Origin of the sequence: Myroides sp. N17-2, from assembly GCF_002286775.1 — a bacterium.
GTDB lineage: Bacteria > Bacteroidota > Bacteroidia > Flavobacteriales > Flavobacteriaceae > Flavobacterium.
On record NZ_NSGJ01000012.1, the window covers coordinates 30635 to 48536 of the forward strand.

The window sequence follows — 17902 nt, forward strand, 5'->3', positions numbered from 1 at the left end:
TCACCTTTCTAATCCCTACTCCTGAAGAAAGTACTCATCTTGAAAACCTATTAAGTACAACTTATCCTTCGCACGAGTCATCGCTGTGTATAGCCATTTGACATAGTCTTCTGTTATTCCATCAGGCAGATAAGGCTGTTCTATAAATACAGTTTCCCACTGACCACCTTGGGATTTATGACAAGTAATCGCATAAGAGAACTTCACTTGTAAAGCATTAAAGTATTCATTCTCTTTTAGCTTCTGCATCTTCTTATACTTGGTTATTTCATCCTCATAATCTAATAACACTTCATTATACAACTTATTCATTTGATCATAAGTCAGTGCTGGAGATTCACTAGTCAAGGTATCCAAGATTATCATCGTATCAAAAGGAGCCATATCTGGATAATCTATCATACGGATTCTCACAGAAGCAAATCTATAACTATACAACTCTATGGTACGATAAATCTGTAAGACTTCTATAATATCTCCATTAGCGATAAAGTCTGTCACAGGAGAGTCCTTTAACCAAAAGTAATTATTCTTCACCACCATTAGTAAATCTCCTGCTGATATCTCACTATCTTTATCTAAGATACGCATCCTAATCTGCTGATTATATGCATTCGCTCGCTTATTAGAGCGTACGATAAAAGTAGTCTCTTCTGGACCACTATTAGAATAAGAAGAATAGATAGCATCTTGTATATCGTAGCCATCTACTAATCGTATGATATCTTTAAACCCTTTTAGTTGAAACTGAAAAGTATCTGCAAAGTAAGAACCTATCGCTAATCTTAATTCAGTAGCGTTATATAGAATACCTGAGTCTTCTTCCTGACGCATTACTTCATCTAACTCAATATGCTGAACATCCATATTGTAATTAAATCGAAGCTGATCTATATCTAAAGCAGGGCTAATAGTCATATTCACTGGAGGTAACTGAGCAGTATCTCCGATTAGAATAAGTTTACAGTTAAAACCCGAATATACATAGTACACTAAATCATCTAATAAAGAACCATGTGGATACATCGAAGTATCACCTGCACTAGCATCCCCTATCATCGAAGCCTCATCTACTATAAATATAGTATTGCGGTTTCTGTTATTACGCATTGTGTATTGAAAAGTTCCACCTGCTTTACTAGGCTTTGGGTAATAGATATTCTTGTGAATCGTAAAAGCTGAACGATTAGAATAGTTGCTAATCACTTTAGCAGCACGTCCTGTAGGAGCTAACATGATAGAGAATTTATTAACACTCCTTAGTTCATTTACCACAGTAGATAACAGGGTAGTCTTACCTGTACCTGCGTACCCTTTTAGAACGAAAAGCTCATCTTGACTATCATTAGTAACAAAATCCGCTATCTTCTGAAGAAAGATATCTTGCTTTAACGTTAGTTCATAAGGGAATTTTTGACGCAGTAGTTTATAAAACTGTTGATCTATCATCATGCTCTTTACTTAAATTTTATATTACTTTCCAAAGATACTAAGCTTTTTAGTCCTTGACTAGAAGAATGCAATAAAAAAGTGTAATTTTGCACATAATCAACTATCTATATTTCATATTTAAACACACGATGTCAAAGATTTATCACAAACTTTTAATACAAGTTTCATTAAAGAAATTCTCTTTTGCTATCAAAGACAAACTAGCTCATGAGATTACATACTTTGCATCTGAGGCAATAACTCCTGCTAGGCCAATAGAAGAACAATTAGACAAATTCTTTCAGAAGCACCCTGAGTTATCAGATAAATATGATGAAGTAATCGTATTACACGACAATGCATTAAATACATTTGTCCCAAGAGACCTATTTAATGAAGATTCTATAGGAAGTTATTTACAGTATACCACTAAAGTATTTTCTACTGATTACTTTGCTTATGATGAGTTAGAAGCAAACAAAATAAACAATGTATATGTACCTTATGTCAATATCAACAACTATCTAATTGATAAATTTGGCAGCTTTACATATCACAACATCAACACTTTATTATTAGAAATATTACTAAAGAAATCAATTCAAAATGACACTAAAGAAGTATATGCTTTCTTACAAAAAGATCACTTTGAGTTAATTATAGTGCAGAATGGTGAATTAATCTTCTTTAATTCATTTCAATATCAGACAGCACAGGACTTTATTTACTATATCTTATTCACCTATGAGCAACTAAGCTTAGATGTCGAAACGACTCCATTACATTTATTGGGTAGAATCGATATGGGTGACTCTTATTATGAAGAGGCCTATAAATACATACGAGAAGTAAATATCGTAGAGAACAAATTTTTTATAAGCGATGATTTATTATTACATCATCAAGTACCTAAACAATATTACATTTTATTCCATTCATGAGAATTATATCAGGAAAATTAAAAGGAAGACGTATTACTGCTCCTAAAAACTTACCTGTTCGTCCGACAACGGATATGAGCAAAGAGTCCCTATTCAATATCTTAAACAATCACTTTAATTTTAGTGAACTTACAATATTAGATTTGTTCTCAGGAACAGGAAATATTAGTTATGAATTTGCCTCTAGAGGAGCTGAATCTATTATTAGTGTAGATGGAGATATGGGGTGTGTAAACTTCATTAAGAAAACAGCAAAAGAATTAGAGTTGAACATCACACCATTAAAGTCAGATGTATTTAAATTCATAGAGAAACATCAGTCTTCATACGATATCGTATTTGCTGATCCACCTTATGGTTTCACACAAGAACAATTCGAAACAATAGTAAAAGGTATTTTTGCAAATAATCTAGTAAGTGAAGAGGGAATGGTTGTTATAGAACATTCTAAACACACGCCTATTAACCACTTAGAACATTTCTCATTTGAGAAGAACTATGGAGGATCTGTATTCACATTCTTTGAGATTGCCTCTGAAGAGGAGGATGAAGATGACGACGAATAGAAGAAATGATAAATAATAAAAAAGGACAATTGTAGTTAATTACAATCGTCCTTTTTTTATTTTAAAAATAAAGAGCAAACCTATAAGCCGGATTCTGTAAGTACCGAAGTACTCCCTTATCATTTATCCCGGCTATCAATTACTCGATAGCTCTATCTGCCTACCCCTAAAGCATCGGGCGGGCACCCTCAAACGCTAAATATACATGACATTTCACCGCATAGAGTTTACCTGGTTTCACTACAGCATTACCTGTACATACTTTCTGTTGCACTTGTCCTCTTGGCAAGCCAAGGATGGTTGTTATCCATTATGCTTCCCTATGGTGTCCAGACTTTCCTCTATCCTCATTACTGAGAGTAGCGATAAGGCAGTTTGCTCGCCGCAAAAGTAGTTCATTTATTACAACTCCGAAAACTATTTAGTATTATTATTTTCTTAAATCCCAAATATACGGTAGACCTATAAGCGGAAAGCGATTATATATTTGGTTCTACACCTCTACATTTTGGCTTAAAATTATAAACAAGACCCTATGAATATTAACAGTTAGTAAAGTATTTTGATTACTTTTGCTTCTATACATTTTTTAAAAACTATTACAGTGGGTTTTATAAAAATCACAGAACAATCTTCTAACTACAATGATTTAGACAAAATGTCTATCAATGACCTTTTACACAATATAAATCAGGAAGATATATCTGTTCCCTTAGCAGTACAAAAAGCTATTCCTCAAATAGAAGCTACAGTATCACAGGTAGTCTATAAGTTAAATAATGGAGGACGTTTATTCTATATCGGTGCAGGTACATCTGGTAGACTAGGTATCTTAGACGCTTCCGAATGCCCTCCTACTTATGGTGTATCACCAGACTTAGTCATCGGTATAATAGCTGGTGGAGATCACGCGATTAGGCATGCTGTCGAAAATGCAGAAGACAATCCTCTACAAGGATGGGAAGATTTACAACAATATAATATTACCAATAAAGATATCGTCATTGGAATCGCTGCATCAGGTACTACACCTTATGTCATTAAAGCATTAGAACAATGCCAAAAAAACAATATCACTACTAGCTGTATTACTTGCAATCTAGAAAGCCCCTTGTCTAAAGTCGCTGATTACCCAATAGAAGTAGTCGTAGGACCTGAATTCGTAACAGGAAGTTCTCGTATGAAAGCAGGTACAGCACAGAAACTAGTCCTTAATATGATCTCTACTAGTAGTATGATTCAGATAGGAAGAGTAAAAGGCAACAAGATGGTAGATATGAAGATGACTAATGCCAAGCTACAAGAACGAGGCACACAGATGATTATGGATGAACTTAATATCGAGCATTCTATAGCGGCTAACTTACTAAAAGAACATCAAAATGTACGTTCTGCAATTGAATATTTTAAATTGAATAAATAATGGAAAGAGAACCAGAAGTAGATCGAAAGTTACTTAATAAAGGGGTGAAATACCTAATGATTACGTTACCGTTAATGTTCTTAGGCCCTATCATTATTCACAGTTCGCTAAAGAATCAAGGTAACCCATTATTTTATCCTGTTTTAGGATTAGGATGTCTAATCTGCCTTACTTCAATGTTCTTGTTTTTTAAAGGGCTTCAAACAATAATTAAATCACTATTCGGAAAATAATATGAAAACTAAACTATTATACTTTTTACCTTTATTTCTTTTATTAGCCTCTTGTTATAATCAAGAGAGAAACTGTGCTAAGTTCCAAACTGGTAAGTTTGAATTTACAGCTGAAATAGATGGAGAGAAAAAGGTATCTACTTTTATACGCACAAAAGATTTAGAAATCGAAACATTTGAAGGAAAAACAGACAGTGCAGCTATTCGTTGGGTAAATGATTGTGAATTCGTTTTAGAAAAACTAAACCCTAAAACTATGGCTGACAAAAAACCTGTTAGTATAAAAATTGTAACAACAGATGGAGATGAATGTACTTTCGAGTACGGATATGTGGGAGACGCTAGAAGAGAAAGAGGAACTATTAAAAAAATTGCTGATTTATAATTTAATCCACACGTAAATACTATGGAAGTATTTTTAACTGCTGATGCTATCGTAGCATTCATAACATTGACTTTTCTAGAGATTGTACTAGGAATAGACAACGTTATCTTCATCTCAATCGTTACTGGAAAACTACCAGAAGAACAACGCAAAAAGGCAACCAAACTAGGTTTGTTTTTAGCTATGTTTATGCGTATTGCCTTATTATTTGGTGTTTCTTGGCTTATCGCTATGAAAAAACCTCTCTTTAGTATTAACTGGACTTGGTTCTCAGCTGACTTTAACGGACAAGCACTTATACTACTCGCTGGAGGAATATTTCTTATCTATAAATCAACCAAAGAAATACATGAGAAAGTAGGTCATGTACAAGATCACCATCCGATAGATGAAGCTCCTAATGCGAAGAAGATAGCTGTTAAATCATTTGGTAACATCCTAATGCAGATCTTAATGATCGATATTATCTTCTCTGTAGATAGTATACTTACAGCAGTAGGGATGACTAATGGAGTTAATGGAGCATTATATATTATGATTGCAGCAGTGATTGTATCTGTTGGAGTAATGATGATATTCGCTGTGCCAGTGGGTAACTTCGTTAATAAAAACCCATCAATACAAATCCTTGCATTATCATTCCTTATCCTTATTGGTTTTATGCTAACTACTGAGAGTATGCATCTCTCTCATGCTGTATTAGCTGGACAAGAAATAGGTGCAGTACCTAAAGGATATCTATACTTTGCTATAGCATTCTCGCTAGCTGTAGAATTTATCAATATGAAGTTACGTAAAAAGAGCAGTCCATCTGCTTAACTCTACATTTATATAAAACAATAAATCCCTCCTAATAGAGGGATTTATTTGTTTTATAAAGTATATGGTATTACTTAAGTTACTCTTTCTTAGATTCTAGATATCGCTCAGTCACAAAGTCAATATCCTTGATTGACTTTCTAACCCAATCTATTCTCTTCTCTAGTATCTGCTCCTCAGTTAACTTCCACGCTACATCCGAATTACGTACACGAGTAGTCAAGTTCTGGATAATAATGGCTGCTGATACAGATATATTTAAACTCTCTGTAAAACCAACCATAGGTATCTTTATATAAGCATCTGCCTGTTCGATTATCTCAGGAGACAAACCACTCTTCTCTGTACCAAAAAAGATAGCAGATGGCTTGGTAATATCAAAGTCTTCTAAGTGATTAGCATCTACATGTGGAGTAGTCGCTACTATCTGATATCCTTTACTTCGAATATCTTCTAATGCTGCAGGGATTGAACTATATCTATGGATATCTACCCACTTCTCAGCTCCTAAAGCAATCTCTTTATCTATACGTTTACCAAATTTCTGTTCGATAACACATAAGTCCTGTACCCCGAAAACCTCACAACTACGCATTACAGCACTTGTATTATGTAATTGGTATACATCTTCAGCCACTATACTAAAATGCTTTGTACGATTAGCTAAAACCTCCTTAAAGCGTTCTACTCTATTCTCCGTCAAAAATGATTCCAAGTATTCTAAATATTCAACGTCTTGAAATAGTTCTTTTGAAATATTCATTATTATATTTATTTTTAAGACAAATGCAAAGGTAAGAATATTATGCAAAAAAAATTAGTAGTGCTTTCTGGTGCCGGAATGAGTGCAGAAAGTGGAATCAAAACATTCAGAGATGCTGATGGACTATGGGAAGGACATGATGTAATGGAAGTTGCATCTCCTGAAGGATGGAAGAAGAATAAACAACTAGTCTTACAATTCTACAATGATAGAAGGCGTCAGTTGCTTACTTGTCTACCAAATGAAGCACATATGCTTCTAACCGACCTAGAAGATTATTATGATGTTACTATCATAACACAAAATGTTGATGACCTACATGAACGTGCTGGGTCAACGAATGTATTACACCTACATGGTGAATTACTGAAGGTGCGCAGTGAGCAAAATGAAGAGTTTGTTTATCCCTGGACTAAAGATTTACTCGATAATGATATTAATGAACAAGGTCACACATTACGTCCACATATTGTTTGGTTCGGAGAGATGGTACCTGAACTAGAGAATGCTATACCTTTAGTAGAAGAGGCAGATATCATTATCATCGTAGGTACTTCAATGCAAGTATATCCTGCAGCTTCACTAATATCTTATGCTAAACCAACAGCTCAAGCTTATTATATAGACCTTAACCCCGCTCCTATTAAACAAACTCCTTGTGATATTAAAGTAATAGCAATGAAGGCCTCTAGTGGGATACAATCCATTATAGAAGAATTAAAAACTAATTCATAAAAAACCAAAGCCTTTAGATTATTCTAAAGGCTTTATACTTTATAAAAAAGAGAAAGCCCCTAGAGGCTATCTAGGAGCTTATTTATAACTCTTACTACTCAAAGTTACTTCTATTTAGTAAACTGAATTACTACTTTGTATGGACCAGCAGTAATTGGTGTATATAACCCACCACTACCTAAAGAAAAGTCTAGCAATCCTCTATCATACTTAATATCTGTAATCCCAACAGTTATCAATTTTCCTTCTAAACTATATAACTTGATATCAAAAATATTAAGAGCTTTAATACCTACTTCATCAGGAAATACTACACCAACAATTTCAGCATCTAGAGGATTAACAGTAGCTGTGCTCGAAAACACATTAACTACTTTACCTTCATACTTAATATTCGTTTGTGTTATAGCGCTTGTTATGTTATAACTAACAGCTTCTTTAAGCTCTTTTATGAAAGTTTCATTCTTAAATACCTCACGAAGTGTCTCAGTTAAATTAATAACCTTTCTCTCTCTCTGACCTGTCGTTTTATTGATCACATAAGTATAAAGAACATCTTCTGTTTTAGCATTACCATCATCGTCATGATCACCATAGAAAACATTCCCACCTTCAACAATCAACTTATTAATAGTTTCTTGAAGAATATTCTTAACATCTTCATTATTATTAATGATGTTTTTAACATCACCAGTAATATCTAAATAATAAGGAACCTGCTTACCATCTTTGTCTCTTTTTTCGCCCATATACTCATAGAATATCTGACCTTTTTTAGACTTCGTTTGATCATAAGTTAATGATTCCTTCATATCAGGCTTCTGACCATCTACAGTAACCTCACCTCTGTTCATAACAGTTTTGGTTTCTGATTTACGAATTGCATTAGTCAAATCAATAACCTCAGACTTAATCACATTCCCTTTTGCGTCTTTCTCTAGAGTGTAAAACTCCTCTTTTTCAAAATCATACAGTACAACAGATGTTCCTTTTAAAGGATCGCCTGGTTTTGTTTGATTTATTAAAAGATTAAGGATTGTATTGATATCTACAATAGACTGACCACCATCCTTATCTTCAATTAACTTAATGATTTCACTTCGTGTAGATAATCTATCCCATGATGTACCAGACCAAACATAAAACCCCTCAGATTTTCCAGCAAGATCTTTATCTTGTAAATTAGGGTTAATATTAAATACGATTAATCCTTTAATCTTTAAATCTCCTTTTTTTCCAATTACTGGATCTAATTCACTTAAACTCGTCAAATGAACTCTTGGAAAAAGCACCCCTCTATCCTTAGCGTGTATGTCTAAGACAGTACTCTCAGAAGGACTTAGTGTACCAACCCCTACTTGGGCATGTCCTATATAGGACATACCAAATAGAGCAGCACATGTTATTAAATACTTTCTCATAGTGCTTAATTTTTTTTATTATTTTTTTACTCCTAAATATTCGAAAACAACATCATACTTAGCATTAGGCAATGGGTAATATGTGTTTCCGACACCAAAAGCAAATCTAAACTCATTTTTCGCTCCTTTCACTACCTCTGTTACAGTTGTAAACAACACTTGTCCGTCTAGACCCAATACTGAAGCTTTAAGCAATCTATCAAAGTTATCAGCCGTATTTGGCAGCCAAGAACCTTTTTTAGTTGTTTCATCAATTACATACTTCATAGGTTTAGCAGTAATATATGTATTCACAGCCATCTCTGCATCATAACCATCACCATGGTTTACAGTTATTACAGCAGTACCTTTATATACTATTCTACCATCAATAACTTCACCTGTAGGAACGTCAACATTAGTCTCAACTATAACTTTAGTTTTTTCCTTAATAACCTCTGTTACTTTTTCATTATTAGTAATTACGTCAATAATACTTGCACTAATATCAATTGGAATATTTTTAAATACTCCAGAACCTTTAGGATCCTCTACTACTTTATATAAAAGATCAGGTGTCTTAGCATCTCCATCGTGATCTCCGAAGTAAACATTACCACCTTCAGTTAAGTACTTTTTAAGTTCATTCTTAACATCTTCGTGAGTAATAGCTGTTTTAACCTCTTCAGTAATATTTAAATAATCATATTTACCTTTCTCCTCACCCGCATATCTAAAGATAATTTGACCTTGCTTAGGAGTACCCAAACTTGTTTCAGCATAAGTATCTTCAGTACCATCAGCTTTAACCTTTGTTTTTAAGATTCGAGTTTTAGTCTCTATTGAGTTAAAGTCTATTTTAACCTCATCACCAGCTTCGTTAGTATAGTACATATTAGTAACACCATTGTCTACCTTTACATACACGTTACCGTTTGACTTAGTAATAAATTTATCAATAAACTTACGATTATCATTAAATACTTGCTCTAAGTTAGAACTTACTGTACCTACTACATCAATTTTAAATCCAGGAGCAGCGAATGGTATATCTTCTATTTTATTACCAGCTGTTTTCATCCAAGTATTAACAGCTTCCTCATTGAAGTACCAATATGCTTTAACTACAGTTACCTTCTTAGTTTTATCATTTGGATTATCTATCTCGTGCATCTCAGCTTTGATAAAAGTCTTAGTCTCTGATAAAGCGATTAATTCTTCAAACGTTAAAGCCGTTTGTGTATATCCACCTTTTCCATCAGGAACTAAATAAGAGAATGATCCTGTACCATTTTTACCTCCCTTAGGATTAAAAGCTACTAAATAACTAAGATTAGTACCATCCGTTATATTAGTGATTTTTTTAATCTCAGTATCTACATATTTCTTAACCTCTTCTATTTTTTGATTTAAAACAGATTCAGAAGTAATTAACTCCCATTTCCCTTCAGTTGAACTAATATTAGTCCAATAATAGAAACCTTTTGCTAAAGTTCCTGTACTATTGTAAACCAACATACTTTCTGTCTTAGAATCTCCTTCAAGAGCGAACACTTTAACGTCATTTAAAGTTACTCTAGGAATCAAAACCCCTTTATTCTTCGCTACTACATCCAATATAGCACTCTTATCAACTCTTTTTGTGTTAATACCTACTCCTAATTTATCTTGTGCAAAAACTCCAAAACATAATGCTAAAGCTAATGCTGTATATATACTTTTTTTCATTGTGATTTCTTATTAAATTTTAGTAATTAAGGTTTTGTTGCAGGAAATTTTGGTACAAATTCCTCAGTAGAAATATATCTCAATATCACATCATAGTTTTTAGCTGCTAGTGGCGCATACATTTTACCAACACCAAATCTAAACTCTACTGGTGTTTTATCATTAGCAACAGTACCAGTCTTAACATCCGTTATAGTTGTTAATACCACTTGTCCGTTTTCATCTAATATCTCAACATTTAATAAACGACTAAATTTCTCTAACTTAATTGCTTCACTAAACTGTGTATTATATTCAACTACAGCACCGTCAGAAGTAGTTCCGTTAGCGACAGTTACAGTTACGATAGTTTTAAACACTTTATACTTACCTATTACTTCGCCTGTCTCAGTTGTAGTATTTTTCTCAACTACCTCTTTTAACTTCTCTTTAATAACTTCAGTAACCTTTTCGTTATTAGTAATTACTTCAATAACACTCGCACTAATATCGATTGGAACGTTTATAAAAGTTCCAGGGTTTTTCTTATCCTCTTCTACTCTATATAAAAGATCTGGTGTTTTAGCATCTCCATCGTGATCTCCAAAGTAAACATTACCACCTTCAGTTAAGTACTTTTTAAGTTCATTCTTAACATCTTCATGAGTAATAGCTGTTTTAACCTCTTCAGTAATATTCAAGAAGAAATTCACTGGATTACCCAGTGCATCTTTAGCCTCAGATTTATACTTAAAAACTATTTGCCCTGCTTTTGGAGTACCTAATTCAGAATCAGCATAAGCACCTTCAGTTCCATCCGCCTTAATGGTTGTTTTTTGAATAGTTGTTTTAGTCTCTATAGAGTTAAAATCTATTAGAACCTCATCACCAGCCTCATTAGTATAGTACATATTAGTAACACCATTATTATCTACCTTTACATACACGTTACCATTTGACTTAGTAATAAACTTATCAATAAACTTACGATTATCATTAAATACTTGTTCTAAGTTAGAACTTACTGTACCTACTACATCGATTTTAAATCCAGGAGCTGCGAATGGTATATCTTCTATTTTATTACCATCTGTTTTCATCCAAGTATTAACCGCTTCCTCATTAAAGTACCAATATGCTTTAACTACAGTTACCTTCGTAGTTTTATCATTTGGATTATCAATCTCGTGCATCTCAGCTTTGATAAAAGTCTTAGTCTCTGATAAAGCAATTAATTCTTCAAATGTTAAAGCCGTTTGTGTGTATCCCCCATTTCCATCAGGAACTAAATAAGAGAACGATCCGTTACCATTTTTACCCCCTTTAGGATTAAAAGCTACTAAATAACTAAGATTAGCACCATCAGTTATATTTGTAATTTTCTTAATCTCATTGTCCACATAAGTCTTAAGATCTTCTATTTTTTGATTTAAAACAGATTCAGAAGTAATTAACTCCCATTTATCTTCTCCAGGAGCAGCATTCTTAGTCCAATAATAGAAACCTTTTGCTAAAGTTCCTGTACTATTGTAAACCAACATACTTTCAGTCCCAGAACCTCCCTCTAAACCAAATACTTTAACATTATCTAAAGCAACTCTAGGAATCAAAACCCCTTTATTCTTCGCTGCTACATCCAAGATAGCACTTTTATTAGGCACTAATGCTGTACCAACACCCATACCAATAGGATCAGGTGGTGTAACCTGCGCATACGTAGTTGCTCCTAGAGCCAACAAAAACAGAGTAGTAATTTTCTTTTTCATGTTTAAAAAATTTATTTAAATGTTTTTACTAATTATAGGCTGATTAATCTTTCCCAATATTGTTAATCAAATCCCAATTACTTGCTTTAAGAATTAAGACAAAGCTTAACCTTTAAACATTTTCTACCACAAAGTTATAAAAAAAAGAACTTACAAAACATCAAATGTTAAATTTTAATTATTATTCATATAATTTAACCTTAATTAAATATTTATTTACTATTACTATGATTTAAACGAATAAACGTAGCTTTTACTCTATTTAAATACATAAAAATCAAGATTAGAATTATATTAATTTAAATATTTAATTAATATATATTGTAATAAACACCAACTAACATAAATAATAAAACTTACACTACCAAATTACCTTAACTAAACACACAAAACTCAAATACATTAACAAATAATCAAAAAAGATGACTATATAAACTAGTAAGTCACTATTTATTCAAAATAAATCCATCTTTAATCCAGATTACGCGATAGACATATAAACGAAAAGTAATTATACAAGATAGGTCTGAATTAGTGACACAAGCATACTATAGTATGGTTTTAGAGCTAATGAAAGAGCTAATGAAAGAGCTATGAAGTAGAATTGCTTTGTAGTATTTGGCTAATGCGTAATATGGGTTTAACTAAATACCCTTCAAAAACCCAACAAGCTTACTTTATGAAAGTTAAAACCCATAATCTTAATGCATTATGCTATACCTTCATAACGTTTTACATAGTTTTAAACGATATCACTATTTGATAATTTCATCATAAAGTCCCCAATATAACACCTATCTCTTTAATGGCTTATAACAACTACTATGTGCTTATGATAAGCGATTATCTACCTTTACTTCTCAACGTACTATCAAGTATCATTACTTCCATCTAAATACCTAACTCAATCCTAGAATAACAGATAAATGATTAACAAAAAAAAGCTCAGCTTCTTTTCAGAAACTGAGCTTTTAGATACTCTATTATATATAGTCTAGACTATTACTTTTTTAAATACTTCTTATATTTAATATAAGATAATACACTTAGTATGATAACGAATCCTAATGACCACCATACGATAGTAGGTGTGATCACTTTATCTCCTGATGCGTAAGAGTGTAATCCACTTAAGTAGAAGTTCACCCCGAAGTACGTCATCATGATCGAGTAATAAGCTACTACACTAAATACGTTATAAATCCATGTACCACGCATAGCAGGTACTAATCTAGCATGGATAACGAATGCATAGATCATAATACTGATTAATGCCCAAGTCTCCTTAGGATCCCATCCCCAGTAACGTCCCCAGCTCTCATTAGCCCACTGACCTCCTAAGAAGTTACCAATGGTTAATAGAACTAGACCGACTGTAAGAGCCATCTCATTAATATAAGTCAACTCCTTAATATTAAGATCCATCTTCTTCTTATTTTTCTCATTTGTAAGGATCATTAATAATAATGTCACTACTCCTAAGATCATCCCTAGTGTAAACGGTCCATAACTACCTACGATAACTGCTACGTGGATGATTAGCCAGTACGAGTTAAGTACAGGTTGTAAATTCGCGATAGCTGGGTCCATAAAGTTTAAGTGTGCTCCCCATAGAATCATACCTGCTACGAATGCAGTAGACGCTATAGTCAACTCAGACTTACGCCCAAAATACAACCCAAACAATGCTGTAGCCCAACCTACATAAATAACAGACTCATAAGCATCACTCCATGGAGCATGTCCTGATACATACCATCTAACTGCTAACCCTAATGTATGAATAGCAAATAATAAAACTGTAGCCCAGCTACCTATTTTTATCATTGTTTGATTAATACGTCTAGGCTTTAATATCTCCGATACGATAAATATGAATAACACTATAGCCGCTAACATATAGTAACTATATAATGTCTTAAATATATCGTACTTATTATATTGTATTTCAAATTTAATCTTATCCTCAGATGGTATTACAGTTTTACCGTATGCATTCTGGAATGTTTTTAAACTCTGTAAATACTCATCTGCCTTCGCATAGTTACCTGTCTCCTTAGCCTCAAATAAAGCTGGTACATACATTCTAGGTAATATACTCTTAGTGAATGTAGAATCCATTCCTTTAAGTCCTGCTTCATTTAACTCTAATGGAGATACCCATTTATCATTATTATGTCCAGGTACTGGGAATATCGTTAACATACGCGTCGTAAAAGCAGCATTTAATAATGCCATCTTAGAATCTAAGTCTAAGAAATCTGTTTGAAACTTATTCTTTACTGTTTCATGATTCGCATCTTCTACTACTTTAGCTAATCTATAGTTACCATTGTCATCAAAGAAATCTATAAATGCAGCATACTTCGCATCTTTAGGTAGCTTTAATATTTCTAGTACTTTTTCATTCCCTCTTGGTAATTTTACTATCGGCGCATAATACCAGAAGTTAGGTGCTCCTTGTATTTGTTGCGCTACTGTAAACTGTGTCATCGATAGGAATACCTGATCTGGATTTAACCCTAGATAAGACTCCCCTTTATATACCTTACGCAATAATTCTGACGCAAAAGTATTCACAGGTTTCATACGTCCTCCGAAATCCTGAATCACTAGTTCTCCGAATTTAGCAGCATGTTCTTTATCCACAGCTGTAGACTTCACTAATGAATCGATCATCACCTGACTCGGACGCATAGGTGTATCGTGATTATGTTGTGCAAACGCTCCTACTGATAAGAACAATAATAACATCGTAAGCATAGAAGCCTTCTTCTCTCTTACTTTATCTAATTTTCTTTTCAAATCACCAAATCTTGTATTCTTGTCAAATAATATCGCTAACATTCCTACATATAATAAGAAGTACCCTATATAAGTAATCCATGTTCCCCAGAAATCGTGGTTAACAGATAATATAGTTCCTTTCTCATCTCTGTCAAACTCTGCTTGGAAGAAACGGTACCCTTTATGATCTAAGATATTATTCATATAGATACGCGCATCGAACTTCTCTGCTCCATCTAATACAGTTACCTGACTTTCGAATGAGGCATAGCTACTCTCTGTACCAGGATATTTCTCAGCAATAAACTTGTTTAGTTTGATTTGGAATGGTGTAGTATATACTTTACTTCCATATAATAATGTAAACTCTAAATCACCTAGTTTAAATGATTGAGGTTCTCCCATTCTACCCCCTTTTCCCATAAGTGTTACTTCCTCTTCTTTCCCTTGAGAACGAACAGTAAGCACTAGAGCATCAGTATTTCTTTTATTTTTAAAATCACCATCTGATTTCAAAATCATTTTACCTTTTATAGGCATATCTGGCAGTACGAACTGTGTACCAGCCATATTATATAATGATCTAAAGTTTAATGGCGCTTTAGTACCTGCCATCACATCACCTTTAGATTGGTCAGCCATTCTCATGAATGTACCTCCGAATGGAGTATCCATAAAATAGTCATTCCCTTCTTTTATGATATTAATAGCCCCATCAGTAGGTTTATTAAATGAGAACAATACATTGTGAATACTAGCAACTTCTCCTTCTTTAAGATAGTGTTCATGACGCTCTCCATCACCAGACTCTACTAATTTTAAGAATAATGTTCCATTAGCATCCTCAACTACCGCTTCCTCTGCTCCCATGATGTAGTCCTTATATTCTATTTCAAAAGGAACACCATTAAATTCTTCTTTAAGCTTAAAATGATTATCCGTTACAGATGAGAATAGAAGAGGTTTTTCGAAAGTACGTCTACGTGCTTCTCCCTCATAATCGCCATCAGTCATCACAGTAAGGAATGTTTTATCTGAATAGATCTGATCTGCAGTCTCCCCTTCTCTAATAGGCATCATCCCCTCGAAACTGATGTAACGAGTAATTAATGCTCCAATAAGAATCAAGATAAATGAAACGTGTAACAGTAAGGTAGCCCACTTCTCTTTGCTCAATAATCTGTATCTCTTAATATTCCCAATAAAGTTAATCAAGAAAAAGAACATAATAAACTCAAACCATTTGGTATTGTATATTAAGATACGTGCAGTAGTTGTGTTATACCGATCTTCAATGAAAGTTCCCGCAGCCAATGCAATAGCAAAGGCTATAAAAAGAACTGCCATTAACCGAGTCGAAGAAAAAAAAGATATTATTTTTTTATCCATGAGATGTTAATATGTTGTTTTAATAGTGCAACAAAAATAACCAAAAACGTCAGTAGTTCAGTATATTTAACTTAATATTTAGTAATCAATTTGTTGTATAATTTCACATAAAATAAGTTACATTTGCTGTGGTAATATTCTACAAAACGTATGATTCCTTTTCATATTCTTTGTAGTTGTCTACTATGTCTATTTAAAATTTAAAACTATGCCTAAGATTTCAAACAAAGGGCTTCAAATGCCTGAATCACCAATTAGAAAATTAGTACCTTTTGCAGAGGTTGCAAAACAAAAAGGACACCATGTATACCATTTAAATATAGGTCAACCAGATATCAAAACTCCTGCTGGAGCACTACAAGCTGTTAAAGATGCTAACTTCGAAGTATTAGAATATAGTCACTCTGCTGGAATCGAAAGCTATAGAAAAAAATTATCAAAACACTATAAAGACCAAAATCTTAATGTAGATGTAGCTGATATTATCGTGACTACTGGTGGATCAGAAGCACTACTTTTCGCATTAGGAAGTACGATGGATCACGGAGACGAGATTATCATTCCTGAGCCATTCTACGCTAACTATAACGGATTCTCTACTTCTAATGGAGTAAACATAGTTCCTGTAATGTCTTCTATCAATGACGGATTTGCATTACCTGCTATTGCAGAGTTTGAAAAACTTATCACACCTAAGACTAAAGCTATCTTAATCTGTAACCCTGGTAACCCTACAGGATATCTATATTCAGAGCAAGAAATGAAGCAGTTAACAGAGTTAGTTATTAAACATGACTTATTCTTAATCGCTGACGAAGTATATAGAGAGTTCGCTTATGATGGATATAAACACATCTCTGTGATGAGTATTCCAGAACTAGCTAACCACGCTATTATGATTGACTCTGTCTCTAAGCGCTACAGTATGTGTGGAGCTCGTATAGGATGTATCGTTTCTAAAAACAAAGACCTTATGGCTGCTGCAATGAAGTTTGCTCAGGCACGTCTTTCTCCTCCTACTTTTGAACAAATCGCTGCTGAAGCAGCTCTTGATACTCCTAAATCTTACTTCGATGAAGTAATCACAGAATATAAAGAGAGAAGAGATGTATTTATCACTGCACTTCAACAAATAGAAGGCGTACAAGTGACTATGCCACACGGTTCTTTCTACTGCGTAGCTAAATTCCCTATTAAAAATGCGGACAACTTCGCTAAATGGTTATTAGAGGAATATGATCTAAACGGAGAAACTGTAATGATCGCTCCTGCAGCAGGATTCTACTCTACACCTGGTGTAGGACTAGACGAGGCTCGTATGGCTTACGTTCTAAAGAAAGAAGACTTAATCCGCTCTGCTGAAATATTAAAAGAAGCGCTTAAAGCGTATCAAGCTATAGAAAAATAGTCTAACCTATTCTTCATCCTAAACCACCCTCTATGGGTGGTTTTTTTTATGTCTTATAGACAATATGACAACATATACCTCTTCTATAAATCAACTAACCTTTATAGTGCATAATTAAACAAAGTCTTCTTGACTTTATGAATTAAACG

At 33.5% G+C, this 17902-nt stretch carries 14 protein-coding genes and 1 other RNA gene; 8 read left to right on the plus strand and 7 right to left on the minus strand.

Going from position 1 to position 17902, the window contains the following annotated elements; all coding sequences use genetic code 11:
- Positions 1–15: 15 nt before the first annotated feature.
- Complete coding sequence (locus CF599_RS06625) at positions 16–1449, minus strand: ATP-dependent RecD-like DNA helicase (RefSeq protein ID WP_121965340.1); 1434 nt, start codon at positions 1447–1449, stop codon at positions 16–18.
- Positions 1450–1580: 131 nt separating this feature from the next.
- Between CF599_RS06625 and CF599_RS06630 the strand changes: the two genes are divergently transcribed.
- Positions 1581–2372 (plus strand): DUF3822 family protein, encoded by a 792-nt coding sequence (locus CF599_RS06630; protein ID WP_121965256.1) that lies wholly within the window; start codon positions 1581–1583, stop codon positions 2370–2372.
- Complete coding sequence (gene rsmD, locus CF599_RS06635) at positions 2369–2938, plus strand: 16S rRNA (guanine(966)-N(2))-methyltransferase RsmD (protein ID WP_121965257.1); 570 nt, start codon at positions 2369–2371, stop codon at positions 2936–2938. Before CF599_RS06630 ends, rsmD begins: the two co-directional genes overlap by 4 nt.
- A 67-nt stretch (positions 2939–3005) precedes the next feature.
- Here rsmD and rnpB read toward each other — a convergent pair.
- Positions 3006–3320: RNase P RNA component class A (rnpB, locus tag CF599_RS06640), an RNA gene on the minus strand.
- A gap of 222 nt (positions 3321–3542) precedes the next feature.
- On the opposite strand from rnpB, the gene murQ reads away from it, so the two are divergent.
- The 4 genes from murQ to CF599_RS06660 are packed head-to-tail and all read left to right on the plus strand — an operon-like array spanning position 3543 to position 5798.
- A complete protein-coding gene (gene murQ, locus CF599_RS06645; RefSeq protein WP_121965258.1) occupies positions 3543–4361 on the plus strand; it encodes an N-acetylmuramic acid 6-phosphate etherase in 819 nt (272 codons plus the stop codon).
- A complete protein-coding gene (locus CF599_RS06650; RefSeq protein ID WP_121965259.1) occupies positions 4361–4594 on the plus strand; it encodes a DUF6095 family protein in 234 nt (77 codons plus the stop codon). The genes murQ and CF599_RS06650 overlap by 1 nt, the downstream gene beginning before the upstream one ends.
- A gap of 1 nt (position 4595) precedes the next feature.
- Positions 4596–4979 (plus strand): DNA topoisomerase IV, encoded by a 384-nt coding sequence (locus tag CF599_RS06655; protein ID WP_121965260.1) that lies wholly within the window; start codon positions 4596–4598, stop codon positions 4977–4979.
- Positions 4980–5000: 21 nt separating this feature from the next.
- Entirely contained in the window at positions 5001–5798 is a 798-nt protein-coding gene (locus tag CF599_RS06660) for a TerC family protein (RefSeq protein ID WP_121965261.1), read from the plus strand.
- A 79-nt stretch (positions 5799–5877) separates the two neighbouring features.
- Here CF599_RS06660 and CF599_RS06665 read toward each other — a convergent pair whose 3' ends face one another.
- On the minus strand, positions 5878–6561 hold the full coding sequence (locus CF599_RS06665) for an RNA methyltransferase (protein ID WP_121965262.1): 684 nt from the start codon (positions 6559–6561) through the stop codon (positions 5878–5880).
- 42 nt (positions 6562–6603) lie between these two features.
- On the opposite strand from CF599_RS06665, the gene CF599_RS06670 reads away from it, so the two are divergent.
- A complete protein-coding gene (locus tag CF599_RS06670; protein WP_121965263.1) occupies positions 6604–7296 on the plus strand; it encodes a Sir2 family NAD-dependent protein deacetylase in 693 nt (230 codons plus the stop codon).
- Between the two features lie 110 nt (positions 7297–7406).
- Here the strand turns inward: CF599_RS06670 and CF599_RS06675 are convergent, their stop codons facing one another.
- The 4 genes from CF599_RS06675 to ccsA all read right to left on the minus strand — a co-directional run bounded on the left by CF599_RS06675 (position 7407) and on the right by ccsA (position 16345).
- Positions 7407–8717, minus strand: coding sequence for a hypothetical protein (locus tag CF599_RS06675; protein ID WP_121965264.1), 1311 nt, complete (start codon positions 8715–8717; stop codon positions 7407–7409).
- A gap of 18 nt (positions 8718–8735) precedes the next feature.
- On the minus strand, positions 8736–10424 hold the full coding sequence (locus CF599_RS06680) for a hypothetical protein (protein ID WP_121965265.1): 1689 nt from the start codon (positions 10422–10424) through the stop codon (positions 8736–8738).
- 26 nt (positions 10425–10450) lie between these two features.
- The gene (locus CF599_RS06685; RefSeq protein ID WP_121965266.1) at positions 10451–12169 is read right to left on the minus strand and encodes a hypothetical protein; all 1719 of its coding nucleotides are present in this window, start codon (positions 12167–12169) and stop codon (positions 10451–10453) included.
- Between the two features lie 1002 nt (positions 12170–13171).
- The gene (gene ccsA / locus CF599_RS06690) at positions 13172–16345 is read right to left on the minus strand and encodes a cytochrome c biogenesis protein (protein ID WP_121965267.1); all 3174 of its coding nucleotides are present in this window, start codon (positions 16343–16345) and stop codon (positions 13172–13174) included.
- 208 nt (positions 16346–16553) lie between these two features.
- Between ccsA and CF599_RS06695 the strand changes: the two genes are divergently transcribed.
- Complete coding sequence (locus CF599_RS06695; RefSeq protein WP_121965268.1) at positions 16554–17753, plus strand: pyridoxal phosphate-dependent aminotransferase; 1200 nt, start codon at positions 16554–16556, stop codon at positions 17751–17753.
- The last annotated feature ends 149 nt before the right edge of the window (positions 17754–17902 follow it).